The sequence below is a fragment of the Pseudarthrobacter sp. MDT3-1 genome (assembly GCF_054510755.1).
This window is the reverse complement of sequence record NZ_JBTNDX010000006.1, coordinates 46,026-71,668: the sequence shown is the minus strand read 5'-3', so window position 1 is coordinate 71,668 and position 25,643 is coordinate 46,026. Positions and strand designations below refer to the sequence as shown.

Sequence of the window (25,643 nt, the reverse complement as noted above, 5' to 3'; positions counted from 1 at the left end):
GATATGACCCTCACTCGAGGAGGCCAACCATGGTCCAGCTTGGAAAGTTTGAACGGTACCTGATCGAGGAATTCTTCGACGACTACCGCGCCGGCGCAATGACGCACCGCACCTTCACCCGCCGGGTCGCATTCATCATGGGAAGCATGGCGGCGGCATCGGGCGCGATGCTGCTCGTCGGATGCACACCCGAGGAAGTCCCACGCAGCACGGACCCCATGCCCACACCCACGCCGTCATCGTCGACGGCGGGCACCGGCACCGCTTCTGCCGGTGCTGTTCCGGGGGCCAAAAGTCCGCTCTCCGTCCCGGAGGGCGCCGCGGGGCTGACGACGGCGACCGTGCGGTTCCCGGCCGAAAGAACCGAGATCAGTGGGTACCTCGCCCGGCCCGAATCCGGAGCAGCCGGCCCTGCGGTGCTGGTCTGCCACGAGAACCGCGGCCTGACCCCTCACATCCAGGACGTTGCCCGCCGCTTTGCCAAAGCCGGGTACGCGGCGCTGGCCCTTGACCTGCTCAGCAGGGAAGGCGGCACCGCCAGCCTTGACTCCGACGCCGTGTCGGGTGCACTGACCAGCGCCGGCGCCCCACGCCATGTTGCTGACTTCGCGGCGGCCTTTGACTACCTTCAGGGCCAGGACTTCGTGGACTCCGGACGCATCGCCATGAACGGGTACTGTTTCGGCGGCGGCATTACCTGGCAGGCGGCAACCGAGCTGGCCGGGCTGAAGGCCACCGCGGCGTTCTATGGTCCGGCGCCGGACCTGAACAAGGTGCCGGCCATCAAGGCCGCGGTGTTCGGGGTTTATGCCGAACGCGACGCGCGGATCACCGGCGCGATGCCGAGCCTCCGCGATGCCCTGGGCGCCACCACGGTGACGCACCAGCTCACCGTTTACCCCGGCGTCGACCATGCCTTCCACAACGACACCGGCGAGCGCTCCAACGAAACCCAGGCCACGGCCGCCTGGAACGACACCCTCGCCTGGTTCGGACAGCACGTCTGAGGCGTGACGCCAGCACGGCTGATCTGAGTAGCGCTATCTGACGTTTTGAGCCTCCAGAACGACAGATAGCGCTACTCAGTTGGGAGGGCGGGGCACTCACCCGCGGCCGCGGGTAGTCTTGAAGGATGAGCACCGCAATCCCACTAACGCTCACCTTCGACGGGCGTTTCGCCCGCGAACTCGAGGAGCTGGCGGTTCCCTGGCAGGCGGAAGAAGCGCCAGACCCGCAGCTGCTGGTCCTGAACGAGCCGTTGGCCGCCGAACTGGGCCTGGACCCGTCCTCGCTGCGGACGCCCGATGGGACCCGGCTGCTCATCGGCAACCAGATTCCTGAAGGTGCCACACCGGTGGCCCAGGCCTATGCCGGCCACCAGTTCGGCGGCTACTCACCCCTGCTCGGCGACGGGCGGGCCCTCCTGCTGGGTGAGGTCACGGACATCCACGGGCAGCTTCGGGACATCCACCTCAAGGGCTCCGGCCGGACACCGTTCGCCCGCGCAGGTGACGGTCTCGCCGTCGTCGGTCCCATGCTGCGCGAGTACGTCGTCAGCGAAGCCATGCACGCCATGGGCATCCCCACCACGAGGTCCCTTGCCGTGGTGGCCACGGGCCGGCCCGTCCGCCGCGAAACCATGCTGCCCGGCGCCGTGCTCACCCGGGTGGCCAGCAGCCACCTGCGCGTCGGCAGCTTCCAGTTCGCCCGCGTCAACGGCGAGACGGACCTTCTGCGCCGCCTGGCCGATCACGCCATCAGCCGCCATTATCCGGACGCGGCGCTCGCCGACAAGCCCTACCTTGCGTTCTTCGATGAGGTCATAGCAGCGCAGGCGTCCCTGGTGGCGCACTGGATGCTGGTGGGCTTCGTCCATGGCGTGATGAACACCGACAACATGGCCATCTCCGGCGAGACCATCGACTACGGTCCCTGCGCGTTTATGGACGCCTTCAACCCCGGCGCGGTCTACAGCTCCATCGACGCGGACGGACGCTACGCCTACGCCAACCAGCCGGTCATCGCCGAATGGAACCTCACCCGGCTCGCTGAAGCACTCCTGCCCCTGCTCCATGAAGACCAGGACCAGGCCGTGGCGCTCGCCGTTGAATCCCTCGGCGCCTTCCGCACGCTGTACAGCGCTGCCTGGTCAGCCGGCATGAAGTCCAAGCTTGGACTGCACTCGGACACGAACGACGACGTCGCGTCGGCCCTGGTGGACGGTCTGCTGGCGCTGCTCCAGGAAGGACAGGTGGATTACACGTCCTTCTTCCGGAGCCTCGGCTCGGCGGCCCGCGGGACCCCGGAAACTGCGCGGTCCATGTTTGCGGACCCGGGCGCCTTCGACGCCTGGGCCGCACGGTGGCTGGCCCTGGCGCCGGACGCGGACCTGATGGACCGGGTCAACCCCGTCTACATCCCCAGGAACCACCTGGTTGAAGAGGCCCTGGATGCTGCTATCGCAGGCGACCTGGACCCATTCAACCGGTTGGTGGACGTCCTGGCCGATCCGTACACGCAGCGCCCCGGGCTGGAACGCTACGCCGGCCCCGCCCCTGAAAACTTCGGGAGCTACCGGACCTTCTGCGGGACCTGAGCGAACACCAGGGATGGACGACGGCGGCGCGCGGCCGGGTGCCGCCCGCCGCCGTCGAGCATGGTCGGATCACGCTACGCGGACGAAGGACGCTCCGGCGAGCCAGCTGAGGGAGTGGACTTCGGTTTTGTAACCGTCCACCCCGCCGCTGACTACCTGGCCGTTGCCGGCGTAGACGCCCACATGGCCGGCCGTGATGACCAGATCCCCTGCGGCCGGGGTGCCCACCACCGTGCCGTACTGGTAGAACTGGCCGGGAGCCAGGTCACCCACGCTCTTACCCACCGAGCGCAGCGCCTTCTCCACCATGGCGGTGCAGTCCTGCTGCACGCCGAGCTGTGAAGTGGCGGAAGCCAGGATGGCCGCGCCGAGCGAGCCGGCCGGAGCCTGGGCTGCCGGTGCGGACGTTGAGGCCAGCTGTATACCGGTGTTGGTGGCGGAGGACGGCGCCGCTGCGGCCTTCGCCGCCGGAGCCGGTGCGGCGCCCGGTGCCGTGTAGCCGGCGCCGGGGATCCGGATCTGGTCGCCGGGGTAGATGATGGTGGTCAGCGAGAGTCCATTGGCGGCAAGGACGTCGTTGAGCGGGACGCCGTTGGTGGCGGAAATCTGGCCCAGCGTGTCACCCGAAACTACGGTGTGAACGTTGGCCGCGGCGGGGGCCGGAGCAACAGCGGCCGGAGCCGCTGCCGCCGCACCGGTTTGGACCTGGGCGTTGGCAGTCCCGGCATCATCCGGGCCGTGGACGCCGGCCTGAGCCGGGACGCCGATGCCGAACAGCAGGCCGGATGCAGCAACAGCCACCAGGGCCGGACGGCCAAACGTCAGGGCGTGTGCTTTGGCCGTTGACGACAGGCCGACAGGGACGGTAGAGCTGGCAGAAACCACACGATGGCGTGCGGAAGCGGAATTCTTGGACACGGTTGATCGCCTCTCCCATGCCTGCGGGGTGAGCTGTCGGGTTCGGGTCGGAGATACCTGGCCGGTAGCGGCGCCGCACTGAACGGAGCGATACCGACTTAACCCCAAGGCTTCGCAAGAAGCCGTGGAAACGTGGTTCCCCCGTCCCTGCCAGCTGGAAAGCGACTGGATCCCGGTCAGCGGCAGGGCTCGGCATACTGGCGGGAATGGTCCGGCTTGAGCCGGGCCACCGTTTGACCATAACTTCTGCTCGGCGGCAATGTCACATTCCGGTAACGGAATGTAGGAGTGAAATTCACTCGTATGTCAGCGCGAATTCTCTACTCCCTGGTAACGATGTTGCAGGTCAACCCCCGTAATCCGTATATGCCCGGTAAGCTCACCAACTATGTCCCGGATTGTTCAAAAAATGCGGCTGCCCGCCCTCGCCGGCATGCTGGCGGTCGCCCTGGTAGGGTCGGCTGCGCTGCTGCCCTCACATGCCGCCGACGACGCCCCGCCCGGCGGCTATCCCTCGTGGCAGGACGTGCAGAACGCCAAGCAAAGCGAGGCCGGCAAAGCGGCAGAGGTCACCAGGATCAACGGGCTGCTGGGCGGGCTTCAGGCCGAAGCGGAGGCGCTGGGCAATGCGGCCGTGACATCCGCCGCGGAGTACGCCCAGGCCGAAGCGGCGCTTCAGGCCGCCACTTCCACTGTGCATGCCCTGACCGCCCAGACGGCACGCGCCGCGGCCGAACTGGGACAGTACAAGAAGGAAATCGGTGCCCTGGCGGCGCAGTCGTATAAGACCGGTGGCACAAACATGGGTTTCTTCGTTGCTCTCGACGCCGTGCAGAACAACAGCATCCAAGGCCTGAATATCGTCCAGATCGTCAGCGACAAGACTGCAGCCCTGGTGAACAAATCCGCAGCCGCCGAACGCATTTCCCGCGCCCTGGCCGATCAGGAGCAGGCAGCCAGGGCAGAGCGCGAGCGTCTGTCCAGCGAAGCCAGAACCAAGCTCGCCGCCGCCCAGTCCGCCCAGCAGGCCATGTCCAGGCAGATCGCGGAGCAGCAGGAGCACGGCCAGGAACTGACCGCGCAGTTGGCATCCCTCAAGGGCACCACCGCTGCGGTGGAGGGTGAGTTCCGGCAGGGCCAGGTGGCCTTGGCCGCGTACGAAACGGCGCAGGCCGCCAAACGGGCCGCGGCGCAGGAACAGGCACGCCAACAGGCGGAGGCGGCAGCCAGGGCGGCGGCCCTCGCCGCTGCGCAGAAACCGGCTCCGGCCCCACCTGTTGTACCGGGAGTGCCAGCCCCCGCTCCTGTCCCGAGCCCGACGCCGGCTCCGCCGCCCGTCGTCGTCGTGCCTTCCGTGCCGGGCGGCGCTGTGAACGACCCCGCCGGCGCAAAAACCTACGCGGCCGGGCAGTTGGGCGCCTACGGCTGGGGCCAGGACCAGTTTCCGTGCCTGGCGTCGCTGTGGACCAAGGAGTCGAACTGGCTGACCACCGCCACCAACCCGTACTCGGGCGCATACGGCATCGCCCAGTCGCTGCCGGCCAGCAAGTATGCCAGCGCCGGCAGCGACTGGCTCACGAGCTACCGGACCCAGGTCAGTTGGGGCCTGTCCTATATCGCTGACCGCTACGGGTCACCGTGCAGCGCGTGGAACCATTCCGTGGCCAACAACTGGTACTGACCTGCCGGGGGAGGGCAGCCGGGTCACGTTCCCGGGGGCTTGGCGAATTCCGCGGCGCTGAAGAATTCAATGCCGACGAAGGCTTCGTCGCCGTCCACCCAGGCGTCATGCCCGGGTGGAATGGTGTAAGAATCGCCGGCGCTGATGCTGATCCGGTTACCACCGGTGGTCTCGACGTTGAGGGCACCGGAAACGCAGTATCCGACGTGGTTGTTCTGGCAGGACTCGGTCTGGACCACCGGCTTGATGCAGTCCGACCAGCGCCAGCCGGGACTGAACGTCAACCGGCCGACCGTGTAGTCGCCCAGGTTGACGACATCCACTTCGGTTTTCTCCGGCCGGCGCTTCTCATCCGGTGTGTTGTGGGACTTGACTGCCAGTTCTGTGACGATGTTTGTAGGCATGACACGCAGACTTTCTCTGTTGGTTTTGTGTCCGGCAGCTTTCTGTCCCTGGCTGCCAGACCACATCTGAGGCGCTTACGCTTGCCAGCATCCTCCCGCCGGCGGCGCTTGTCGAGACCCAAACCACTAGGCTTTTCCCATGCCCGATTTTGAACGGTTCCGGGTCCTGCTGGAAGAAGAGCGCGCCCGGAAACTCGAGCTGCTCCCCGCGCTCCGTGCGGACATCTCCTCGGCGAACGCCGCACGCCAGGATTCCAACGTGGATGACGAACACGACCCCGAGGGTTCCACCATTGCGTTCGAGCTGTCGCAGGCCTCGGCGCTCCTGAAGCAGAGCAGTGCGGGACTTGACCAGGTGGATGCGGCCCTGGCGCGGATTGCGGCGGGCACGTACGGAACGTGCGCCGTGTGCGGGGACCCCATCGCGGAGGGACGGCTCGAAGCCCGCCCGTCGACGCCGTTCTGCATCCTCCACGCGGCCACCGGGAGGGTGCTGTGAACGGGCGTGTGCAGGAGGCTGCCGGCTTCATCGATGCCACCCTGCAGAATGAGGGCGCCTGGTACCGGGCGGAAGGCGTGGAGTCCCGGGTGGGCGGGGCACTTGGGTCCTACGGATCGTCGGTGGGAGCCGTACGCGGCACCGTCCGCGACGCCGGCACGAAATTCAAGGATCTTGGCCACGACGAGGTGACCGCTTTGGCATCCCTCCTCTGGGGCCGGCCCGGTCCCGGCAGGCGGCCGGTCTATGAAAGGCGGCTCGCGGCCGTGGTGCTGCTGCAGTCCCGGGTTGCCCTCCTCCGCCACTCTGACCTGACCCGGCTGGAGGGCTTCATCAGAACCGCGCAGACCGGTGAGCTGGTGGACCCACTGATTGCCGACGTTGTGGTTCCGTTGCTGCAGGGACTGGGCGAAAGCGGCCGCCAGCGCGCCGACGTCGTCATCACCCGCTGGCACCAGGACCCCGACGATTCGCTTCGCCACGCTGCCCGGCTCATCGCGTCTCAGGGACCCGACCTGCAGCGCATTTCCGGGAACCGCGACGCGGAACGCGACTGACCCCTGTTCCCCGGTCCCCGTCAGTCGTACTCTGGGGCTTGGAGGTGATTGCCATGGAGGCAGCGCAGGGCGACAGGATTATCGTCCGGGGGAGGACCGTCGGATCTTCGGACCGGCACGGCGTGATCGTGGAAGTCCGTGGTCAGGAAGGTCATCCGCCCTACCTGGTCAGGTTCGACGACGGACACGAAACCGTTATGTACCCGGGCGGTGATTTCGCCGTCGAACGCGGTCACGCGGGACAGGCCGGCTGACGCGCCGCGGGCGGCCGCGCGTCCGGGCCACCGGGCACCTGTCAGACTGGTGGAATGGATCACTCCTTGGCTGCCACGTCCACTGACGCGAACCTCACGATTCCACCGGCCCGGACCGGTCCGCGGGACCCCGGTGACGCCTGGGTGGAGGGCGGCGGCGGCAAGTTCTGGGGCAGGTTCGGTGCCGCGGGCGTGCTGGCTTATGACCCCGGCAAGGGCGTTCTCCTGCAGCACCGCGCGCTGTGGAGCCATAACGGTGGTACCTGGGGACTGCCCGGCGGAGCATTGCACCAGGGCGAGGACGCAGTCACCGGGGCCCTCCGCGAGGCGCACGAGGAAGCCGCGGTACCGGCCGCGGATGTGAGCGTCCTCTTCACGTCTGTGCTGGACTTGGGCTACTGGTCCTACACCACCGTTGTAGTGCTGGTGACCGCGCCTTTTGAGCCCGTAATCAGCGATCCGGAAAGCCTCGAACTCCAGTGGGTTCGGTTGGACGAGGTGGACGCGAAGGAGCTCCATCCCGGTTTCGCAAAATCGTGGCCGGACCTGCGGACGCGCATGCTGGAAGGGCGAGATTAGGGTTGCCTAAGTGCGGTGCGCCATAATGGTGTTCCGACCCCCTGCTGCGCATGAGGAAGAACATGACCGCCCCGCTCTCCGTGTTGCTCACACAGTCCACCAGTGCGGCCCACGAAGAAGCTGAGTCGTCCCCGTTTATGGGCGACCTGCTCAAGGGCAGGATGGACGCGGCCGCCGTCGCTGCCCTCACTGCCCAGCTGGACAAGGACGGGACCGAGGAGGTGCTCGCGCACGCCGCCCACGCCTTCCGGCTCAACGGCGGCATTTTCGCGGACCTGCAGCTCGCCGTCGGGGCCCGACCGCAGCCTGCGGCCTGACCCCATGGACCAGTTCCGGGATCTGCCCTTCGGCGTGGCGGCAGCCAGCCTGTTCGCGATTGTTATGCTGCGCGTGAATGCGACGTACTGGATCGGCCGGGGAGCCGCAGCAGGCATGGAACACACGCGGTTCGCGTCGTCCTGGAACGGCCGGCGTGCCGTCCACGCGAAGGAGCTGGTCCGCCGGTGGGGACCACTCGCCGTGACGCTTTCGTTCCTGACCATCGGCCTGCAGACCGCCGTCAACCTCGCCGCCGGCGCTGCGAAGATGCCGTTGCGGCGCTACCTTCCCGCCGCCGTCGCCGGTTCCATCCTCTGGGCACTGCTCTACGCCACCATCGGGCTCGCCGCCGTGGAGGCGTGGCTGGCGCTGGCTGCCGGCTCCCCGTGGGGGATTGTTGTGCTGGCCGCCGCAGCGGCCGGACTTATCGCCTGGCTGCTGGTACGGCGGCGGCGCCGGTCGCGGGGGAGCGCTGCCGACCGAGCCGAGGCAGGCACAGCGGATAGGGTGGGCTGAGCCACACAAGAACAAAGCGAAAGGGTCAATGTTGACTGCTGCACTCCCGGAACTGGCCGACGGCGATTTCTACTACCAGGCGCAGGGCGACGGCCAATTCCGCTCCACCATCCACGCCCAAGGGGCCTGGAACGAGCACGAACAGCACATGGCGCCAGCGTCCGGACTGATGGCGGACAGCCTGGAGCGCCACGAGCCGCGCGCCGACATGCGCATGGCCCGGCTGAGCTACGAGATCCTGGGCCTGATCCCGGGCGGCGGGTTCCACATCGAAACCACCACCCTCCGCCCCGGCCGGACCATCGAGCTCCTGCAGGCAGAACTGGTAGCCAACGGGCGGGTGGCCATCCGCGCCACCGCGTGGCGGATGATCACCAGCGACACGTCCGCGGTTGCCGCCGTCGAGGACACTGCCATCCCGGCACCGGATGAATGCAAACCGTTCGACGGCGCCGCCATCTGGCCAGGCGGCTATATCCGGTCCCTGGAGATGCGCGTGGCCGAGGGCCACCGGCCCGGCGCCGGCATCGTCTGGCTCCGCACGCAGCACCCCCTGACGGATAAAGCCGACAGCGGCGACCTGGCCCGCCTGATGGGCCTCGTTGACACAGCCAACGGGATCGCGGCCAGGGTCCCGCCGGGCAAGGACAGCTATGCGTTCCCCAACCTGGACCTGCAGATCCACATGTACCGCAGGCCCGACGGCGAATGGCTTGGCTTGGACAACGCCGTCTCCTTCGGAACCGACGGGATTGGCCTCACGTCCACCGTCCTGCACGATCTTCAGGGCCCGTTCGGCCGTGCCGAACAGATCCTGACGCTTCGCCGGACCTGACGGCCTTGCCCGTGACTACCGGACCGCTGTGACTACCTGTCCCTGTGACTAGTCGGCGCCGGTAATGCTTTTGTAGCTGTGCACCGCATTGCGCAGGGTGGGGAAGAAATGGTCCGCAGTGAACCGTGCGCTCGCCCCGAACCGGATCAGGCGGTCCTTGATCGGTCCCTTCATTTCTGCGAAGACCAAGCTGATACCGTCCTGCGCCAGTTCATCGTCGAGCAGAACGAGCTCATCCAGCGCTGTCGTATCAAGGCCTGTGATCGGCTCGGCTGCCACAATGACCCACTTCACCGGCCAGGGCGCAGCGTCCACCAGGCCGTGGATGTGCTCGGCGAACACTTCCCCGTTGGCAAAGAACAACGGTGCATCGAAACGGGCAATCACCAGGCCCTCCACCCGCCGGCCTTCGGGATGCCGGTCCAGGTCATGGAAGCCCGGAACGTCCGCCACGCTGGCCAGCTCAGTGCGGTAGGGATCCCAGGCGCGCTGGACAAAGGCCAGAAGGGACAGTCCAATGGCCACGGCAATTCCCGGCAGGACCCCTACAAAGGCGACGCCGAGGAATGTAACCACCAGGAGGAGGGCCTCCAGCCGGCTCATCCTGACGAGGCGCACGAGCGTTCGCACGTCAACCAGCGAAGACGCCGCCACGATCACCACGGCGGCGAGCGTGGCGGTGGGAAGGAAAGCCGTCACCCCCGGTGTGGCGACCATAAAAAGGACTACGAGCAAGGCTGCCACCACACCGCTGAGCTGCGTCTTCGCCCCGGCGTCGAGCACAATCGGGGTGCGGGAGGAACTTCCGCTCACCGGAAAGCCGCCCAGCACCCCGGTTGCCACGTTGGCGATGCCCAAGGCCCCCATTTCCTCATTGCCGTTGACCCTCGCTCCGCGTCGCGCTGCGAGGCTCTTGGACAAAGTGGAGGTGTCCGCAAAAGCAATCAGCGCGATGCCTGCTGCAGGGCCCACGAGCGACAGGACCTCGTCCACGCCAATTCCGCCCAGCGCAGGGGCCGGGAGTCCCTGCGGCAGGGCGCCCACCATGGGCAGCTGTCCGGCCAGGCCCAGTACGGCCACTGCGGCGATGGAGCCGGCCACCGCGAACAGGACGCTGGGCACCTTCCACGGAAGAAAACGGCCGGCGACAATGACGGCCACACTGCCGGCACCCACAGCCAGGGCGATGGGATTGATACCGCCGCTGAGGACGGCGTCCGCCAGGGACGTGAGGCGCTCAAAGAGGCCATCGGCCGAGACATCGATCCCCAGCAGCCGCGGAAGCTGGCTTACGGTGACGGCCAGTGCGATGCCGTTCAGGTACCCGACGCGGATCGGCCGGGACAGCAATCCGGTCACAAACCCCAGCTTGAAGATCCGGCCGGCTATCAGGAAGACGCCGATCAGGATGGCCAGCACTCCGGCCATGGTCACCGCCTTCTCCGGATCCTGCCCGGCCAGCGGAAGGATGGCGGCCGCGATCATGGGGGCCAGCGCCGAGTCCGGCCCCACAATGACAACCCGGGATGGCCCGAACACGGCATAGAAGATCATGGGCACCACGGAGGCGTACAGCCCGTTCACCGCAGGAAGCCCGCTGGCCTCGGCGTACGCCATCCCTGCCGGCACCAGGGCTGCGCTCAAGGCCGCCCCGGCCACCAGGTCCGACTTCAGCCAGGACCGTTTGTAGCCACGCGCAACACCAACGCCCGGTAGCGCCTTGTTGATCCAGTCGTGCCGCACTCGGGCCTCCAAATTGGTGAAATCAGGACGCGGGGGGCTCCTGGAACGGCGTCGAATCCTGGCCATATTCGGCGGTCACCAGAATCGGCAGGTGGTCGGAGGCGCCGCGGGGCAGGGTTTCCACATTCTCGATGTTCAGTCCCAGGGACGTGGCAAAGTCGAAGTGGCCCTTGAATACTTTGTAGCGGGTGTAGGTCCTGCGGTCGCTGAGGGAGAGTTCGTAGCCGGTGTTCTTCATGTGTTCGTTGAGGTTCTTGGTGAAGAAGGGGTAGTTGAAGTCACCCACCATCAGAGTCATAAGGCCGGTGCCCATACCCAGGAGTTCCGCGTGGGCCGCGTGGATCTGGTTGCGCCGCAGCGAGTTGGTGGCGGTCAGCGGAGCGGCGTGGAACGAGGCGATAACCAGTTCGTGATCGGTCTCGTTGTCCCGCACGCGCGTGCCGATGAGGCGCTCATGGGCGGGCGCCAGGACCATGTCGTGCAGGGACTTTTTGAGCGCGAAGGTCTTGGTGCCGTGGGCCGTGAACCGGTCAGGCCGGTAGTAAATGGCCAGCCCAAGGCGGTTGCCCTTGGTGGAGTCGGCGAGCTGCAGCGGACCCAGCGTGTCCGGCAGGTCCGAGGTGTCACACTCCTGGAGGCACAGGGCATCGACGCCGAAGTTCTGGGCAAGATCAACCAGTTCCCCACTGGCCTGGTGCTTGCGGAGGTTGTAGCTAATGACGCGTATCAGTGGATTACCTCTTCTGAGGAGTAGCGGGTGGACCCAGTTCCTGAGTTTAGCCACCCGATGGGGGACGGTGCAGCAATACACCGCTGGATGTCAGGTGGCGCGGAACACCAGCCAGCCGGCGAGGGTGGACAGTCCCGTCAGGGCGGCACCCCACAGGATGTCCACAACAATGAGCTGCACCGGCCACGTCTTGAGCGTGGCGGCATTCGTCAGGTCATACGTCGCGTAGGCAAAGGCGCCCAGGGCGGCCCCATAGCCGACGGCGGTCAGCCAGCTGCCGCCGTCGAGCGCCGGCCGCAGCGCAAAGAAGACAATCCCCGCTATGTACATGACATAGAAAGCCACGGCGTAACCTAAGTGTGGCTTGTCTGCGAGCAGGTCACCGATGTGGCTGCGGTAGAACGGGTTCATGAGCTTGAGCCAGACGGCGTCGATGACCGCGAACGCAGCCGCGACGACAAGGAATTGCAATATGACCATAAGGGAGCTTAGCAATATGCAGGACGCCGAAGCGGGACTCCGGACGCTCACCGTGGTGCGGCAGGATCATTCCCTCGGCGCCGCACGTGACCTGGAATTCGGCCTCGAACTGCTGACCCAGGCGAAGACCGGCAGGATCGGCCCCACGCTGCGGCTGTACCGGCCCGCGCCGACTGTTGCCTTCGGCCAGCGGGATACCCGCCTGCCCGGCTTCGACGCGGCCGCCCGGGCCTGCCGCGAGCACGGATTCGAACCCCTGGTGCGGAAGGCCGGCGGACGCGCCGCCGCCTACCACGAGGGCACGCTGGTGGTGGACCATGTGATGCCCCATGCGGACGCCATTGCCGGTTCCAAGGGCCGGTTCAGCTTCTTTGGTGAGCTGCTGGCGCAGTCCCTGCGGGACGTCGGTGTGCAGGCAGCGGTTGGCGAAATTCCGGGGGAGTACTGCCCCGGGGAGTTCAGCGTTCACGGCACCCACCCGGACGACCCGGCGCACCGGATCAAGCTCGTGGGCACAGCGCAGCGCGTGGTGAGCGGCGGGTGGCTGTTCAGTTCCGTGATCGTGGTGGAAAATTCCGCCCCCATCCGCAGCGTCCTGACGGACAGCTATGCAGCCCTGGGCCTGGATTGGGACCCGGCCACCGCCGGCGCGGCCAACGATCTGGTGCCTGGCCTCATGGTCCAGGATGTTGAGGACGCCGTTATTGCCGCGTACGCGGGCCACGCCTCCCTCCAGCATGCCGACTTCAGCAGCTATGCAGGATTGGATACTCGGGAGGCGTAGCCCGCGCTTGCCGGGCCGGCTGGCCCGGTTTCAGGCCGCCCGGGGCCCCTTTAGTGGCCCCGGGCGATCCATTCGTCCAGGTGCGGGGCTTCGACCCCGATGGTGGTGCTGGCGCCGTGGCCGGTCCGGACCACCGTTTCGGCCGGGAGCGGCAGCAGCCACGTCCGGATCGACTCGATGATGGTGGGGAAGTCGCTGTAGGACCTGCCCGTGGCGCCGGGGCCGCCCTGGAACAGGGTGTCGCCGCTGAAGAGCGAGCCCTCGCCGTCGGGTCCGTCAGCCAGGTGGAAGGACACCGAGCCGGGCGAGTGACCGGGGGTGTGCAGGGCCGTCAGGCTGGCCCCCGCCACTTCAATGACGTCGCCGTGCTTGATGGCGACGTCGGGTTCCACATCCGGGTAGACGTTCCGCCACAGCATCCAGTCTTCCCGGTGGAGGTGGATCGGTGCCTGGACGAGGTCCCAGAAGTCAGCTACTGAACGGATGTGGTCGTCGTGGCCGTGGGTCAGCAGGATCGCCTTGAGCTTCCGGCCACCGACGGCCGCGGCTACGGCCTTGGCATCGTGCGCGGGGTCGATCACCACGCATTCCTCCTCGTTGCCCACGATCCAGACGTTGTTGTCCACATCCCAGGTACCGCCGTCGAGCGAAAACGTTCCGGACGTGACGAGACGATCGATCCGGACGCTCACAGTTCCACCACCGAACGCAGCACGGAACCGGAGTGCATCTTCTCGAACGCTTCCTCCACCTGGTCGATGGTGATCCGCTCGGTCACGAATGCATCCAGGTCCAGCTTGCCCTGCTTGTAGAGGCTGATCAGCATGGGAAAATCCCGGGACGGCAGGCAGTCGCCGTACCAGGAGGACTTCAGCGAGCCGCCGCGGCCGAAGACGTCCAGCAGGGGCAGCTCCAGGGTCATCTCCGGCGTCGGGACGCCCACCAGCACCACGGTGCCGGCGAGGTCGCGGGCGTAGAACGCCTGCTTGTACGTTTCGGGGCGCCCGACGGCGTCAATCACCACGTCAGCGCCGAAGCCGCCGGTGAGTTCCCGGATTTTCTCGACAGGGTCCGTTGCGGAGGAGTCCACGGTGTGGGTGGCGCCGAGGCCCTTGGCACGGTCCAGCTTTTTCGCGTCGATGTCGACGGCGATGATGGTGGTTGCGCCGGCGAGCGCGGCGCCGGCGATGGCGGCCACGCCCACACCGCCGCAGCCGATGACGGCGACCGTATCACCGCGCTTGACGCCCCCGGTGTTGATGGCGGCGCCCAGTCCGGCCATGACGCCGCAGCCGAGCAGGCCGATGGCGGCAGCATCGGCGTCGGGATCGACCTTGGTGCACTGGCCGGCGGCCACGAGGGTCTTTTCGATGAACGCGCCGATGCCCAGGGCGGCGGACAGTTCGGTGCCGTCCTCAAGCGTCATCTTCTGGGTGGCGTTGAGGGTGTTGAAGCAGTACTGTGCCTGGCCGCGGTTGCACGCGCGGCAGTTGCCGCAGACGGCCCGCCAGTTGAGCACCACGCGGTCGCCCGGGGCGACGTCCGTGACGTCGGGGCCCACGGCGCTGACCACTCCGGTGGCCTCGTGGCCCAGGAGGAACGGGAAGTCATCGCTGATGCCGCCCAGTTTGTAGTGCAGGTCGGTGTGGCAGACGCCGCTGGTGATGATGTCCACCAGGGCCTCGCCCGGGCCCGGTTCCGGGACCAGGATGGTCTCCAGAGTGACCGGGGCCCCTTTGGAGCGGGCTACGACACCTTTGACTTTATGGACCACGAAAGGCTCCCTCAATGCAGATAGACAGAACGGGACCAACACGGATGTTGGTCCCGTTCTGTCTACCACACGAGCTGCCGTGGTCAGGCTGCGAGGCGGCTCTTTACCTCGGCAGCGGAGGGGTTGGTGGCGGCGGTGCCGTCCGGGAAGAGCACGGTGGGGACGGTGCGGTTGCCGCCGTTGAGCTTCTCCACGAGGTCGGCTGTGCCCTCCACCTCTTCGATGTTGATTTCCGTGTAGCCGATGCCCTGCGCGTCCAGCTGCTTCTTCAGCCGGTTGCAGTAGCCGCACCAGGTGGTGGAAAACATGGTGATGGTGCCGTTCTCGGGGGTAAAGTCCACGGAGCTCTCCTGAAATCGTTGAGGGGGTTCGTTCCTGTCAACGGTAACCCGCGGCGGGCTATTCCCTGAGCCTGCCCGGCGGATGCGGTGCCGGATGACAGTACATAACGCTGATGGCATGCTGGAGCCATGTGTGGACGCTATGTGATGGCACGGGCCGTGGGTGACTTGCTGGCCGACTTTGATGCCCAGCTGGAAGAGGAAGTGCACCTTCCGCCGTCATGGAACGTGGCGCCGACCGACCACGTGCCGATCGTCCTGGAACGGCTGATCGACGACGGCCCCGTGCGGCAGCTGCATGTGGCCCGCTGGGGCCTGGTGCCGTCCTGGGCGAAGGATCCGGGCATCGGCCCCAAGATGATCAACGCGCGGAGCGAGACTGTGCTGGAGAAGCCGGCCTTCCGCAAGGCCGTGAAGTCACGTCGCTGCGCCGTCCCGGCGGACGGGTACTACGAATGGAAGCAGGGCACCGGCAAAGCCAAACAGCCCTACTACGTCCATCCAGGCAAAGGCAGCGGGCTGGTGTTCGCGGGCCTGTATGAGTGGTGGAAGGATCCGTCCAAGGCCGAGGGTGATCCCGGACGGTGGATGCTCTCCACATCCATCCTGACGGCAGACACCCCGCCGCCCGGTGCCGAGTCCACAATTTTCGGCAAGCTCACCGCCTTGCACGACCGCGTGCCGCTGCCCATGGACCGGGCCACGATGGCGTCGTGGCTTGATCCGCAGATCGATGACGCCGCCTTCCTCGTGGACCTGGTCCGGGCCCACGTGAAGGAAGTCGCGGCCGACTGGCATGTGGATTCGGTAGGCACCGAGGTGGGCAACGTACGCAACAACTCCCCGGAACTGATCCGGCCGGTGGAAGCCTTGTTCTAAACCGGCACTCGGGGCCACATGCCCCTAAACGGTGACCTTGCCGGCGTCGTCCACTGTCCACGTGGGGTTGTAGGCAACTTCCCAGCGGAAGCCGTCCGGATCGGCGAAATAGCCGCTGTACCCGCCCCAGGGCTGGGTGACCGGCGCGGCGACGATAGTTGCCCCGGCCGATGCCGCTTCCGCCATGACCCGGTCCACCGCCTCGGTGCTGGGCAGGTTGTGGCTGAGCGTGATGCAGGGGACCGGGCCGGGGGCACCTACCCCCGCCTCGGCGTGCATCTGCGCGGCGTCCCACAGGGAAAGGATGAGGCCGTGGTTGACCTGGATGAACACCACATCGCCGGGAAACTCGCGGTGGACAGGCCAGCCGAGGCCCTCCGCGTAGAACCGGCGGGAGGCGTCAACACTGCGAACGCCTAGTGAGATGAAGTCGACTCTGGGCTGCATGCTTCGATACTCTCAGTTGATGGCAACAATTCAAGGAAACGATAGGGACGCTTTGGCCGACAAAGAACAGCTCGCTGCGGTTCGGATTGCGGTCGACGAAGTTGACGAGCAGATTGTCACCCTCATTGCGCGGCGTGAACGCCTGATCCGGATCGCCGGAACCCTGAAAGGGGACGACGCTGAAGTCCGCGCCCCCGGCCGGGTGGAACGGGTGATCGAGCATGTCCGGGCCGCCGCGGAAAAGAAGGACATTGACCCGGACATCGTGGAATCAACGTACCGGGCCATGATCTCGGGGTTCATTGAACTCGAAATGAAGGTCCACAAAGAAAGCAGCTGACGACGCGCCGGGTGCTGTCCGGACACGGTTCCGGCAGCACCTGCCGCGGTGTTCCCTAGAGCGTTTCGTCGACTTAGAGCGCTTCGTCGACGGCGACGCCCGACTGGAACTCCCGGCCGTCAGCCTCGCTGAAGGCCGACATGATGTGGCCCTTGCCCAGGCCATGGACGGCCGCGACGGGGAAGTTGCCGGTGATGGTGCTGCCCGAGTGCGTCACGCCGCCAAGATCATAGTTTTCCTCGGCGCTCTGGTCATGGCTGAACGAGTAGAAGGCAATGGCCTCCCCGTTCATGAACTCAATGCCCAAGCGTCTTTGCGATGAGTAATCAGGGCTCGCCGCCACCAGTCCCACTACGTACGCACCTGCCCCCGGTATGTTGCCGTCGATATCAAAGGTTGCCACGAGCTTTTCGTCCTGGGCCTTGATGCTTACGTGCTTGAGGAGTGCGTCATTGGTGCTCATGCCACAATCCTGCCTCCCTGCTGCCCGTCCGTCCACCCCTGTCTAGGTTTTGTCGGAGCGTCGTCGTAGACTCAAGGTATTCGAACATGTATTCGAATACCTTGCTTTTGCATCAGCATTTTGCATCAGCTCCGTTCAGTTCCGGGAGGCGCCCATGGGTATGTTCAGCGAGTCCGTGGACGTTGTCTGCACCCCCGCCGGCCAGCCGCTGAACCTCCAGTGGGCCGGACGGCACTACACGGTGTGCGCCGAGCCCGTCCGGTGGTATGAACGCCGGCAGTGGTGGGCCGAGGAACGCCGTGCGCCGCTCGGCAGCGGGCCGGGGCTGGTGGACCACGAAATCTGGCGCGTCCAAGTGCAGGCGGACCCGCGGGGTGCCGGCCCCCGGGATGCAGGAGAGCCGCTCACCCTGGACCTGAGCCGGCATACCGGCAGCGGCCGCTGGAGGCTCCTGCGGATCCACGACGCCCTCCGGCCACAAACAGCATGAGCTTCTCCCACCTTCACGTTTCCACGGCCTTCAGTGCACACTATGGCGTTGCCTGGCCCGACGAACTGGCCCAGGTTGCCGCCGCGGACGGCGCAACCGCGCTCGCCTGCACGGACAGGGACGGCCTCTACGGCACCATCAAACACCTCAAAGCCTGCATGGAAGCCGGCATCGACCCCATCGTGGGGGTGGACCTTGCGGTTTTCGACGACGACGGCGACCACCGCACCCAGCTCGCCGGCAGGGTGGTGGTGCTCGCCCGCGGCCACAACAACGGGGCGGGCTACCGCGCACTGTGCCGGCTGGTGTCCGATGCCCATGCCCGCACCTCCGGCAAAGCCGGGGGAGCGGTGCCCGTGGCGGTCACCCGCGCCGAACTCGCCTCCCGCACGCTCGACCCCAAAACCCTGAAACCGGTCCTGACGGTCCTGATCGGCCCGGATTCCGACGTTGGACGGGCCATGAGCGGCCGGCGCTACCTCCGTCCGCGCACCCTTTTCAAAAGCTGGCTGGACGCCATGCCCCCAAGAACCCTGGTGGCGGAAGTCGTTTCCCAGCTCACTGCCCCCGGAGCGCCCCTGAGCACCGCCCACGCAGTACGAATGCTCAAACTCGCGGAAGAACACCACGTACCCGCCGTGCTCACCAACGCTGTCCGCTACTGCGCAGAGGACGGCGCCGCCACAGCTGACGTGCTCGACTCCGCCCGGACGCTGAAGTCCCTCCCCGAGCTCGCGGCCGAACCGCTGCTCCAGCCCAACGGGCAGGCCTGGCTCAAATCCTCAGCGCAGATGCTTCAGCTCGGCAAGGAAATCATCCGCGCCGCAGGGTATGGCGCAGCGGACCTCAAACAGCTGATGGCGCAGACCGAGGCGCTCGCCGACTTCTGCCGGATTGACCCGGTGACTGACATGGGCTGGAAGCAGCCGGTGGTCCCCGAGGCATCGGTCATAGGCATCAGCCGGGACCCGCACGATGAACTGGTGCAGCGCTGTGAGGCCGGGATCAGCAGGCGGTTCCCCGGAATATCAGGCTCAGCCCACAAGGACATGCGCTCGCGGCTGGAGCACGAGCTGGGAATCATCAGGAACCTCGGGTTTTCCTCCTATTTCCTCACGGTCGCGGAGGTCTCCCGGATGATCATGGACATGGGGGTCAGGGCAGCCGCCCGCGGTTCCGGGGCCTCCAGCCTGGTCAACTACCTGATTGATGTCAGCCAGGTGGACCCCCTGCAACACGACCTGATCTTCGAACGTTTCCTGTCCCGGGACCGGGCCACGTTGCCGGACATCGACATCGACGTCGAAAGCGCCGAACGGCACAACGTGTACCGGCGGATCTTTGACCGATTCGGTTCCGAGCGCGTCACGCTGATGAGCATGCAGAACGGGTACCGCGCACGCGGTGCCGTCCGCGACGCCGGGATGGCCCTGGGGATGGACGATGACGACGTCGGTGAGATAGCCAAGCAGCTGTGGCGTTTTTCGGCCCGGAAATTCCGTGAGGCACTGGTTGAGAAACCTGAGCTGCGGGAGTTCGCCGGGCGGGTGGAACAACGGGACTTCGCCGAAAACCAGCAGCTTGACCTGCTGGTGGACCTCACGGAACGGCTGGACCGGCTGCCCCGTCATATCTCCATGCATCCCTGCGGGGTGATCCTGGGCGATGCCACGCTGCTTGACCGGACCCCTGTGCAGCCCAGCGGGCTGGGGCTGCCCATGAGCCAGTTCGATAAACACGACATGGATCCCATGGGCATGCTCAAGCTTGATGTCCTGGGGGTCAGGATGCAGAGCGCGATGGCGTTTGCCGTCCGGGAAGTCATCCGGATCCATCCTTCCAAAGCGGAAGTGGTGGCGGCAGGGGCCCACCCTGCAGGTCCTGACGGGACCGGGCCGGACTACATCGCCGAGAACGGCCACATCGACCTCAACGCCGTGCCGCTGGATGATGAACCAACCTACGAACTGATCCGCAGCACCCACACCCTGGGCTGCTTCCAGATCGAGTCACCCGGCCAGCGTGAACTGATCGGCAAGCTGGCGCCGCGTGAGTTCAATGACCTCATCATCGACATTTCGCTGTTCCGGCCAGGCCCCATGAAATCGGACATGGTGCGGCCTTTCCTGGAGCACCGGCACGGCTTCGCGCCGGAGGTGTACCCGCACCCGGACCTGAAACCCGTGCTGCAGGAAACCCATGGCGTCACTGTCTTCCATGAACAGATCCTGAAAACCTTCCACGTGATGACCGGCTGCGGCCTGGCACGCGCGGATGAGTTCCGCCGGGCGCTCGGCAACGAGGTCCACGAGCTGAAAGTGGAAGAGTTCTTCCGCAAGGAGGCCCGGGTCAAGGGGTACTCCCCGGAAGTGGTGGACAAGGTCTGGGGGACCCTGAAAGCCTTTGGCAGTTTCGGCTTCTGCAAGGCGCACGGTGCGGCATTTGCCGTTCCCACCTACCAGTCCGCCTGGCTCAAGACGCACCACCCCGAGGCTTTCCTAGCCGGGCTGTGGGAACACGATCCCGGAATGTACCCCAAACGGCTGCTGGTGGCCGAGGCCCGCAGGCTGGGCATCCCCATCCTGCCGCTGGACATCAACCGCAGCCAGGCCGAGTACCGGGTGGAACGGGTGACGGACGGGCCGGACGCCGGCAAGCTGGGGATCAGGCTGAGCCTTAACGGCATCTATGGCCTGTCCGGGACCGAGCTCAAGCGGATTGTCGCCGGCCAGCCCTACGACTCCCTGGCTGACCTCCGTGCCCGGTCCAGGCTGAGCAAGCCAAGCATCAAAAGGCTCGCCCAGCTGGGTGCCTTTGACTCCCTGCACCGTGAATCGGGAGGCGCCGCCAACCGCGCAGACCTCGTCCAGCACCTGCAACAGCTCCAGGCCGCGGGCGGTACCCGGAAGGGCCTCGACATCATGGACGGGCAGCTGTCCCTGCCGCTGGGGGATGTGGAGCTGCGGAACGTCAAGCCCGGGCTTCCCGCGCCCACCCTGGTGGAAAACGTCCGGGCAGAACTGGACCTGATGGCCATTGATGTCAGCGGGCACCTGATGGACAGCCACCGGCCCATGCTGGACCGGCTGGGGGTCACCACTGCAGACAAACTGTTGAGCCTGCGCAACGGCACCGAGGTGCTGGTGGCCGGGGTGCGCATCGCCACCCAGACACCGCCCATGCGTGGCGGCCGGCGGGTGGTGTTCATCAGCATCGACGATGGCACCGGCTGCGTCGACTCCGTGTTTTTCCATGAAGCCCAGGAACAGGCGGGGCTGCTGCTGTTCGGCACCAGGCTGCTGCTGATCCGGGGCACCACCCGGCGGACAGGTCCCCGGGGAATCAGCCTGAGCGCCAGCATGGCCTGGGACCTGAGCCGGGTGGAATCCCTGCCGTTCGCGGCGGATCGGGTGGAGAGCACCGATGTGCCGCATCCTTTGGACGGGATCAGCCGAAGCCTGGCGATTACCGGAATGGGCGGCTGAGCGGCCGCGGTCCCGTTGGTCGGCCTCCCGGGAACCCGATAGCATTGACGATGGCTGGCTGTGGTCCCCGTACGCCGCAAGCTATGAAGCCTAAAACTTTGAATAGGAGACACCCGTGTCAGATGCCCAGCAGATCACCCTCATCGTCGATGGCGAAGAGACCAAGGTGACTACCGGGACAACCGGTGCGGAACTCTTCTTTGAGCGCCGCGATGTTGTTGTTGCCCGCGTCAACGGCGAGCTGAAGGACCTGGACCAGGAGCTGCCCGAGGGCGCCGAGATCGAGGGCGTCACCATCGATTCCCCGGACGGACTGGACGTACTCCGCCACTCCACCGCCCACGTCATGGCCCAGGCCGTGCAGCAGCTGCGCCCGGACGCCAAGCTGGGCATCGGCCCGTACATCACCGACGGCTTCTACTTCGACTTCGACGTCGCAGAACCGTTCACCCCCGAGGACCTCAAGACCCTCGAGAAGATGATGCTCAAGATCGTCAACCAGAACCAGAAGTTCGTCCGCCGCGTGGTCAGCGAGGACGAGGCCCGCGAGGCCATGAAGAACGAGCCCTACAAGCTCGAACTCCTGGGGAAGAAGAACAACGCCGCCGAAGCCGGCGAGGGCGTCAACGTCGAGGTCGGCGCCGGCGACATCACCATCTACAACAATGTCGAGCGCAAAGAGGGCACCACGGTCTGGTGCGACCTCTGCCGCGGCCCGCACCTGCCCAACACCAAGCTCATCTCCAACGCCTTCGCCCTGACCCGATCCTCCTCCGCGTACTGGCTGGGCAACCAGAAGAACCAGCAGCTGCAGCGCATCTACGGCACCGCCTGGCCCACCAAGGAAGCGCTCAAGGCCTACCAGGAGCGCATCGCCGAGGCTGAGCGGCGCGACCACCGCAAGCTCGGCGTCGAACTTGACCTGTTCTCCTTCCCTGACGAGCTGGGCTCCGGCCTGCCCGTGTTCCACCCCAAGGGCGGCATTATCCGCAAGGAGATGGAGGACTACTCCCGCCAGCGCCACGTCGACGCCGGCTACGAGTTCGTCTACACGCCCCACATCACCAAGGGTCACCTGTACGAAGTCTCGGGCCACCTGGACTGGTACAAGGAGGGCATGTTCCCGGCCATGCATGTGGACGCGGAACTCAACGAGGACGGCACCGTGCGCAAGCCCGGCCAGGACTACTACCTGAAGCCGATGAACTGCCCCATGCACAATCTGATCTTCCGCTCGCGTGGACGGTCCTACCGCGAACTGCCCCTGCGTCTCTTCGAGTTCGGTTCGGTCTACCGGTACGAAAAGTCCGGCGTGGTACACGGCCTGACCCGGGTCCGTGGCATGACACAGGACGACGCCCACATCTACTGCACCCGCGAGCAGATGAAGGACGAACTCACCAAGACCCTGAAGTTCGTGCTCGACCTGCTGAAGGACTACGGCCTGAACGACTTCTACCTGGAGCTGTCCACCAAGGACCCGGAGAAGTACGTCGGCGAAGACGCAGCCTGGGAAGAAGCTACCCGGACACTCGCCGAAGTGGCCGAGGAATCCGGCCTGGAACTCGTCGCGGATCCGGGCGGCGCGGCCTTCTACGGCCCGAAGATCTCCGTCCAGACCAAGGATGCACTCGGGCGAACCTGGCAGATGTCCACCATCCAGCTGGACTTCAACCTCCCGGAACGCTTCGAGCTGGAATTCCAGGCAGCTGACGGCACGCGCCAGCGTCCTGTGATGATCCACCGTGCGCTCTTCGGTTCCATCGAGCGGTTCATGGGTGTCCTCACCGAGCACTACGCCGGCGCGTTCCCCGCGTGGCTTTCCCCCGTGCAGGTGGTGGGCATCCCGGTGGCCGAAACGTTCAACGAATACATGTTCGACGTCGTTGACCAGCTCAAGGCGGCGGGCATCCGCGCAGAGGTGGATACGTCCTCGGACAGGTTCCCCAAGAAGATCCGCACCGCCAGCAAGGACAAGATCCCGTTTGTCCTGATCGCCGGCGGCGACGACGCCGAGGCGGGCGCGGTGTCCTTCCGTTTCCGTGACGGGAGCCAGGACAACGGCGTGCCGGTGGCCGAGGCCGTCAAGCGGATCACGGAAGCCGTCCGTAACCGGACCAGCTAGCGGAAACGGATAAGAACACGGTGCAGGAGAACACAGGCGCAGGCTATCCAGGGGATGCCGGCGTGACAGATGACTTTGAGCTCGCGGGCGTGCCGGATGCTTTCCAGCGCCTGTGGACTCCGCACCGGATGGCCTACATCAAGGGCGGCCAGCACCAGTTCAAGGGCGAGTTCGACTGTCCCTTCTGCGTGGGTCCGGGCCGGACTGACGAGGAAGCCCTGATCGTCTACCGGGGGAAGACCAGTTACGTGGTCCTCAACCTGTTTCCCTACAATCCGGGGCACCTCCTGGTCTGCCCGTACCGGCATGTCCCGGACTACACGGACCTCACGGTGGAAGAGACCGCGGAATTTGCGGAGATCACCCAGACGGCCATGCGGGTCCTGCGCAAGGTGGCGAACCCGGGCGGGTTCAACCTCGGCATGAACCAGGGCGTAGTTGGCGGGGCAGGAATCGCCGCGCACCTGCACCAGCACATCGTGCCGCGCTGGGGCGGGGACGGCAACTTCTTCCCCATCATTGCCCAGACCAAGGCCATCACGCAGACCCTGGATGAAGTCCGCCAGCAGGTTGCAGAGGCCTGGCCCGGGGAGACGGATGCTGAATAGGCATGCGCGCGGGTTTTTCACCGCGCTTTTCACTCCGCTTGCGCGCTGGCTCCTGAAAATCGGTGTTTCCCCTGATGCTGTGACGGTCATCGGAACCGCCGGCGTGGTGGTGGGTGCGTTGGTCTTCTACCCCCTCGGCCAGCTCTGGTGGGGGACCCTGTTCATTACCGCGTTCATTTTCTCGGACGTGCTTGACGGCATTATGGCCCGGCTGCGGGACACCGGCGGCCGCTGGGGAAACTTCCTGGACTCCACCCTGGACAGGATCGCCGACGGCGCGCTGTTCGCGGGTGTGGCCATCTGGTTCTTCACCGGGGGCGACGATTACGCCATCGCCGTCGCCGCCATGCTGTGCCTCGTTTTGGGCATGGTGGTCTCGTATGCGCGGTCCAAGGCCGAATCCCTTGGCTTCACGGCGAATGTGGGCATCGCCGAGCGCGCCGAGAGACTGGTTTCGGTGCTCGTGGTCACCGGATTTACCGGCCTGGGATTGCCCCCGGTGGTTCTTCTGGTGACGCTTGGACTCCTGGCCCTGGCCAGCCTCATCACGATCATCCAGCGCGTAGCCACCGTCCACCGCCAGGCCTTTGCGGAGTCCGCAGCTTCGGATTAAGCCTGATTAAGCCCGCCGCCTGCCGTGGGACTAGTATTGTGACTGCCCGGTCAATGGATCCGGCAACCCGGTGCGTGTACTTTCGGTTTCTTGCCGCCCTCACGCCCGGCGAAGATCATCTATCTACCCATAGGGGTTTTTGTGTCTACACCTGATGTAAGCAGCGAAGCCGGTTCGTCCGCGAACAGCGTCACGGGCAGCAACCGCGTCAAGCGGGGCATGGCCGAGATGCTCAAGGGCGGCGTCATCATGGACGTCGTCAACGTTGAACAGGCCCGCATCGCCGAAGACGCCGGTGCCGTTGCAGTGATGGCGCTCGAACGCGTTCCGGCCGATATCCGTGCCCAGGGCGGCGTGTCCCGGATGTCGGACCCGGACATGATCGAGGCGATCATCGCAGCCGTGTCCGTCCCGGTCATGGCCAAGGCCCGGATCGGCCACTTCGTGGAGGCCCAGGTCCTGCAGTCGTTGGGCGTGGACTACATTGACGAGTCCGAGGTCCTGACCCCGGCCGACTACGTCCACCACATCGACAAGTGGAACTTCAAGGTTCCCTTCGTCTGTGGCGCCACGAACCTTGGTGAGGCGCTGCGCCGCATCAACGAGGGCGCGGCCATGATCCGTTCCAAGGGTGAGGCCGGCACCGGCGACGTCTCCAACGCCACCGGGCACATGCGCCAGATCCGCGCCGAGATCGCCAAGCTTGCCGCTCTGCCCGAGGACGAGCTCTACGTCGCGGCCAAGGAACTGCAGGCCCCGTACGAACTGGTCAAGGAAGTTGCCGCGGCCGGTAAGCTCCCGGTGGTGCTGTTCACCGCGGGCGGCATCGCCACCCCAGCCGACGCTGCGATGATGATGCAGCTCGGCGCTGACGGCGTGTTCGTCGGTTCGGGCATCTTCAAGTCCGGCAACCCGGCCCAGCGTGCCGCTGCCGTGGTCAAGGCCACCACGTTCTTCGATGACCCCGACGTCATTGCCAAGGCCTCCCGCGGCCTCGGCGAGGCCATGGTGGGCATCAACGTCGACGAGATCCCGCAGCCGCACCGCCTCTCCGAGCGCGGCTGGTAACAGCTCCAAAGCAGTACGACGGCGGCGGGTCACTTTTCGAAGGTGGCCCGCCGCCGTCGTCGGTGGTTGAGCCTGTCGAAACCCCATCGATTGCTCCGTAACCGCCGTTATGGGCC

29 protein-coding genes and 1 riboswitch are annotated in these 25,643 nt (G+C 66.1%); of the genes, 19 read left to right on the top strand and 10 right to left on the bottom strand.

Going from position 1 to position 25,643, the window contains the following annotated elements; translation table 11 throughout:
• The first annotated feature begins 29 nt into the window (after positions 1-29).
• Together ACX80X_RS06395 and ACX80X_RS06390 are read left to right on the top strand one after the other, a co-directional pair.
• Positions 30-1,007, top strand: a complete 978-nt coding sequence (locus tag ACX80X_RS06395) for a dienelactone hydrolase family protein (protein ID WP_459311518.1) — start codon at positions 30-32, stop codon at positions 1,005-1,007.
• Positions 1,008-1,132: 125 nt separating this feature from the next.
• A complete protein-coding gene (locus ACX80X_RS06390; protein ID WP_252599477.1) occupies positions 1,133-2,596 on the top strand; it encodes a protein adenylyltransferase SelO in 1,464 nt (487 codons plus the stop codon).
• Positions 2,597-2,665: 69 nt separating this feature from the next.
• Here ACX80X_RS06390 and ACX80X_RS06385 read toward each other — a convergent pair whose 3' ends face one another.
• Positions 2,666-3,514: a LysM peptidoglycan-binding domain-containing protein gene (locus tag ACX80X_RS06385; RefSeq protein WP_252599476.1), complete on the bottom strand. Its 849-nt coding sequence runs from the start codon at positions 3,512-3,514 to the stop codon at positions 2,666-2,668.
• Between the two features lie 3 nt (positions 3,515-3,517).
• A riboswitch (cyclic di-AMP (ydaO/yuaA leader) is annotated at positions 3,518-3,688 on the bottom strand.
• 214 nt (positions 3,689-3,902) lie between these two features.
• Between ACX80X_RS06385 and ACX80X_RS06380 the strand changes: the two genes are divergently transcribed.
• The gene (locus ACX80X_RS06380) at positions 3,903-5,195 is read left to right on the top strand and encodes an aggregation-promoting factor C-terminal-like domain-containing protein (RefSeq protein ID WP_252599475.1); all 1,293 of its coding nucleotides are present in this window, start codon (positions 3,903-3,905) and stop codon (positions 5,193-5,195) included.
• 23 nt (positions 5,196-5,218) lie between these two features.
• On the opposite strand, the gene ACX80X_RS06375 is transcribed toward ACX80X_RS06380, so the two are convergent.
• Positions 5,219-5,599: a cupin domain-containing protein gene (locus ACX80X_RS06375; RefSeq protein ID WP_058932317.1), complete on the bottom strand. Its 381-nt coding sequence runs from the start codon at positions 5,597-5,599 to the stop codon at positions 5,219-5,221.
• 139 nt (positions 5,600-5,738) lie between these two features.
• Here ACX80X_RS06375 and ACX80X_RS06370 point away from each other — a divergent pair, with 139 nt between their 5' ends.
• From ACX80X_RS06370 to ACX80X_RS06340, 7 genes are all read left to right on the top strand, one after another.
• The gene (locus ACX80X_RS06370) at positions 5,739-6,098 is read left to right on the top strand and encodes a TraR/DksA family transcriptional regulator (RefSeq protein WP_252599474.1); all 360 of its coding nucleotides are present in this window, start codon (positions 5,739-5,741) and stop codon (positions 6,096-6,098) included.
• Positions 6,095-6,655: a DNA alkylation repair protein gene (locus ACX80X_RS06365; RefSeq protein WP_252599473.1), complete on the top strand. Its 561-nt coding sequence runs from the start codon at positions 6,095-6,097 to the stop codon at positions 6,653-6,655. Before ACX80X_RS06370 ends, ACX80X_RS06365 begins: the two co-directional genes overlap by 4 nt.
• 53 nt (positions 6,656-6,708) lie before the next feature.
• Positions 6,709-6,909: a DUF1918 domain-containing protein gene (locus ACX80X_RS06360; protein ID WP_056340407.1), complete on the top strand. Its 201-nt coding sequence runs from the start codon at positions 6,709-6,711 to the stop codon at positions 6,907-6,909.
• Positions 6,910-6,963: 54 nt separating this feature from the next.
• On the top strand, positions 6,964-7,488 hold the full coding sequence (locus ACX80X_RS06355) for an NUDIX domain-containing protein (protein WP_252599472.1): 525 nt from the start codon (positions 6,964-6,966) through the stop codon (positions 7,486-7,488).
• 62 nt (positions 7,489-7,550) lie between these two features.
• Positions 7,551-7,805, top strand: coding sequence for a biliverdin-producing heme oxygenase (locus ACX80X_RS06350; RefSeq protein WP_252599471.1), 255 nt, complete (start codon positions 7,551-7,553; stop codon positions 7,803-7,805).
• Positions 7,806-7,809: 4 nt separating this feature from the next.
• On the top strand, positions 7,810-8,322 hold the full coding sequence (locus ACX80X_RS06345) for a DedA family protein (protein ID WP_252599470.1): 513 nt from the start codon (positions 7,810-7,812) through the stop codon (positions 8,320-8,322).
• 31 nt (positions 8,323-8,353) lie between these two features.
• The gene (locus ACX80X_RS06340) at positions 8,354-9,157 is read left to right on the top strand and encodes a thioesterase family protein (RefSeq protein ID WP_252599562.1); all 804 of its coding nucleotides are present in this window, start codon (positions 8,354-8,356) and stop codon (positions 9,155-9,157) included.
• Positions 9,158-9,205: 48 nt separating this feature from the next.
• Here the strand turns inward: ACX80X_RS06340 and ACX80X_RS06335 are convergent, their stop codons facing one another.
• The 3 genes from ACX80X_RS06335 to ACX80X_RS06325 all read right to left on the bottom strand — a co-directional run bounded on the left by ACX80X_RS06335 (position 9,206) and on the right by ACX80X_RS06325 (position 12,110).
• Complete coding sequence (locus tag ACX80X_RS06335; RefSeq protein ID WP_252599469.1) at positions 9,206-10,900, bottom strand: SulP family inorganic anion transporter; 1,695 nt, start codon at positions 10,898-10,900, stop codon at positions 9,206-9,208.
• Between the two features lie 22 nt (positions 10,901-10,922).
• Positions 10,923-11,627: an endonuclease/exonuclease/phosphatase family protein gene (locus ACX80X_RS06330; RefSeq protein ID WP_104060881.1), complete on the bottom strand. Its 705-nt coding sequence runs from the start codon at positions 11,625-11,627 to the stop codon at positions 10,923-10,925.
• Positions 11,628-11,720: 93 nt separating this feature from the next.
• Positions 11,721-12,110 carry a DUF2177 family protein gene (locus ACX80X_RS06325; RefSeq protein ID WP_252609580.1) on the bottom strand — a complete coding sequence of 130 codons (390 nt, stop codon included), beginning with the start codon at positions 12,108-12,110 and terminating at the stop codon, positions 11,721-11,723.
• Here ACX80X_RS06325 and ACX80X_RS06320 point away from each other — a divergent pair.
• On the top strand, positions 12,103-12,894 hold the full coding sequence (locus ACX80X_RS06320) for a lipoate--protein ligase family protein (RefSeq protein ID WP_374209882.1): 792 nt from the start codon (positions 12,103-12,105) through the stop codon (positions 12,892-12,894). The genes ACX80X_RS06325 and ACX80X_RS06320 overlap by 8 nt on opposite strands.
• A gap of 50 nt (positions 12,895-12,944) precedes the next feature.
• On the opposite strand, the gene ACX80X_RS06315 is transcribed toward ACX80X_RS06320, so the two are convergent.
• The 3 genes from ACX80X_RS06315 to ACX80X_RS06305 all read right to left on the bottom strand — a co-directional run bounded on the left by ACX80X_RS06315 (position 12,945) and on the right by ACX80X_RS06305 (position 15,009).
• The gene (locus tag ACX80X_RS06315) at positions 12,945-13,586 is read right to left on the bottom strand and encodes an MBL fold metallo-hydrolase (RefSeq protein WP_104060769.1); all 642 of its coding nucleotides are present in this window, start codon (positions 13,584-13,586) and stop codon (positions 12,945-12,947) included.
• Positions 13,583-14,668, bottom strand: a complete 1,086-nt coding sequence (locus tag ACX80X_RS06310) for an S-(hydroxymethyl)mycothiol dehydrogenase (RefSeq protein ID WP_252599467.1) — start codon at positions 14,666-14,668, stop codon at positions 13,583-13,585. Before ACX80X_RS06310 ends, ACX80X_RS06315 begins: the two co-directional genes overlap by 4 nt.
• A gap of 83 nt (positions 14,669-14,751) precedes the next feature.
• On the bottom strand, positions 14,752-15,009 hold the full coding sequence (locus ACX80X_RS06305) for a mycoredoxin (protein ID WP_056340387.1): 258 nt from the start codon (positions 15,007-15,009) through the stop codon (positions 14,752-14,754).
• Between the two features lie 147 nt (positions 15,010-15,156).
• On the opposite strand from ACX80X_RS06305, the gene ACX80X_RS06300 reads away from it, so the two are divergent.
• Entirely contained in the window at positions 15,157-15,888 is a 732-nt protein-coding gene (locus ACX80X_RS06300; protein WP_252599560.1) for an SOS response-associated peptidase, read from the top strand.
• Positions 15,889-15,912: 24 nt separating this feature from the next.
• Here ACX80X_RS06300 and ACX80X_RS06295 read toward each other — a convergent pair whose 3' ends face one another.
• Entirely contained in the window at positions 15,913-16,335 is a 423-nt protein-coding gene (locus ACX80X_RS06295; protein ID WP_104060766.1) for a VOC family protein, read from the bottom strand.
• A 19-nt stretch (positions 16,336-16,354) separates the two neighbouring features.
• Here ACX80X_RS06295 and ACX80X_RS06290 point away from each other — a divergent pair, with 19 nt between their 5' ends.
• Positions 16,355-16,675 (top strand): chorismate mutase, encoded by a 321-nt coding sequence (locus ACX80X_RS06290; RefSeq protein ID WP_104060765.1) that lies wholly within the window; start codon positions 16,355-16,357, stop codon positions 16,673-16,675.
• A 73-nt stretch (positions 16,676-16,748) separates the two neighbouring features.
• On the opposite strand, the gene ACX80X_RS06285 is transcribed toward ACX80X_RS06290, so the two are convergent.
• Complete coding sequence (locus tag ACX80X_RS06285) at positions 16,749-17,138, bottom strand: hypothetical protein (RefSeq protein WP_056340376.1); 390 nt, start codon at positions 17,136-17,138, stop codon at positions 16,749-16,751.
• 154 nt (positions 17,139-17,292) lie between these two features.
• On the opposite strand from ACX80X_RS06285, the gene ACX80X_RS06280 reads away from it, so the two are divergent.
• The 6 genes from ACX80X_RS06280 (at position 17,293) to pdxS (ending at position 25,527) form a co-directional block, all read left to right on the top strand.
• A complete protein-coding gene (locus tag ACX80X_RS06280) occupies positions 17,293-17,628 on the top strand; it encodes a DUF6504 family protein (RefSeq protein ID WP_104060764.1) in 336 nt (111 codons plus the stop codon).
• On the top strand, positions 17,625-21,113 hold the full coding sequence (locus ACX80X_RS06275) for a DNA polymerase III subunit alpha (protein ID WP_252599466.1): 3,489 nt from the start codon (positions 17,625-17,627) through the stop codon (positions 21,111-21,113). The genes ACX80X_RS06280 and ACX80X_RS06275 overlap by 4 nt, the downstream gene beginning before the upstream one ends.
• Positions 21,114-21,228: 115 nt before the next feature.
• A complete protein-coding gene (gene thrS, locus ACX80X_RS06270; protein WP_252599465.1) occupies positions 21,229-23,238 on the top strand; it encodes a threonine--tRNA ligase in 2,010 nt (669 codons plus the stop codon).
• A 20-nt stretch (positions 23,239-23,258) separates the two neighbouring features.
• The gene (locus ACX80X_RS06265) at positions 23,259-23,846 is read left to right on the top strand and encodes an HIT family protein (RefSeq protein ID WP_252599464.1); all 588 of its coding nucleotides are present in this window, start codon (positions 23,259-23,261) and stop codon (positions 23,844-23,846) included.
• Positions 23,836-24,459, top strand: coding sequence for a phosphatidylinositol phosphate synthase (pgsA, locus tag ACX80X_RS06260; protein WP_058932331.1), 624 nt, complete (start codon positions 23,836-23,838; stop codon positions 24,457-24,459). Before ACX80X_RS06265 ends, pgsA begins: the two co-directional genes overlap by 11 nt.
• A gap of 141 nt (positions 24,460-24,600) precedes the next feature.
• Positions 24,601-25,527, top strand: coding sequence for a pyridoxal 5'-phosphate synthase lyase subunit PdxS (gene pdxS / locus ACX80X_RS06255; RefSeq protein WP_308216167.1), 927 nt, complete (start codon positions 24,601-24,603; stop codon positions 25,525-25,527).
• Positions 25,528-25,643 lie beyond the last annotated feature (116 nt).

Coding starts and splice junctions, on each gene's coding strand:
- ACX80X_RS06280 (WP_104060764.1), top strand. CDS start 17,293: ATGGGTATGTTCAGCGAGTCCGTGGACGTTGTCTGCACCCCCGCCGGC.
- ACX80X_RS06300 (WP_252599560.1), top strand. CDS start 15,157: ATGGCACGGGCCGTGGGTGACTTGCTGGCCGACTTTGATGCCCAGCTG.
- pgsA (WP_058932331.1), top strand. CDS start 23,836: ATGCTGAATAGGCATGCGCGCGGGTTTTTCACCGCGCTTTTCACTCCG.
- ACX80X_RS06275 (WP_252599466.1), top strand. CDS start 17,625: ATGAGCTTCTCCCACCTTCACGTTTCCACGGCCTTCAGTGCACACTAT.
- ACX80X_RS06355 (WP_252599472.1), top strand. CDS start 6,964: ATGGATCACTCCTTGGCTGCCACGTCCACTGACGCGAACCTCACGATT.
- ACX80X_RS06370 (WP_252599474.1), top strand. CDS start 5,739: ATGCCCGATTTTGAACGGTTCCGGGTCCTGCTGGAAGAAGAGCGCGCC.
- ACX80X_RS06380 (WP_252599475.1), top strand. CDS start 3,903: ATGTCCCGGATTGTTCAAAAAATGCGGCTGCCCGCCCTCGCCGGCATG.
- ACX80X_RS06295 (WP_104060766.1), bottom strand. CDS start 16,335: ATGCAGCCCAGAGTCGACTTCATCTCACTAGGCGTTCGCAGTGTTGAC.
- ACX80X_RS06325 (WP_252609580.1), bottom strand. CDS start 12,110: ATGGTCATATTGCAATTCCTTGTCGTCGCGGCTGCGTTCGCGGTCATC.
- ACX80X_RS06390 (WP_252599477.1), top strand. CDS start 1,133: ATGAGCACCGCAATCCCACTAACGCTCACCTTCGACGGGCGTTTCGCC.
- ACX80X_RS06320 (WP_374209882.1), top strand. CDS start 12,103: ATGACCATAAGGGAGCTTAGCAATATGCAGGACGCCGAAGCGGGACTC.
- ACX80X_RS06290 (WP_104060765.1), top strand. CDS start 16,355: ATGGCAACAATTCAAGGAAACGATAGGGACGCTTTGGCCGACAAAGAA.
- ACX80X_RS06345 (WP_252599470.1), top strand. CDS start 7,810: ATGGACCAGTTCCGGGATCTGCCCTTCGGCGTGGCGGCAGCCAGCCTG.
- ACX80X_RS06395 (WP_459311518.1), top strand. CDS start 30: ATGGTCCAGCTTGGAAAGTTTGAACGGTACCTGATCGAGGAATTCTTC.
- ACX80X_RS06375 (WP_058932317.1), bottom strand. CDS start 5,599: ATGCCTACAAACATCGTCACAGAACTGGCAGTCAAGTCCCACAACACA.
- ACX80X_RS06285 (WP_056340376.1), bottom strand. CDS start 17,138: ATGAGCACCAATGACGCACTCCTCAAGCACGTAAGCATCAAGGCCCAG.
- ACX80X_RS06350 (WP_252599471.1), top strand. CDS start 7,551: ATGACCGCCCCGCTCTCCGTGTTGCTCACACAGTCCACCAGTGCGGCC.
- ACX80X_RS06360 (WP_056340407.1), top strand. CDS start 6,709: ATGGAGGCAGCGCAGGGCGACAGGATTATCGTCCGGGGGAGGACCGTC.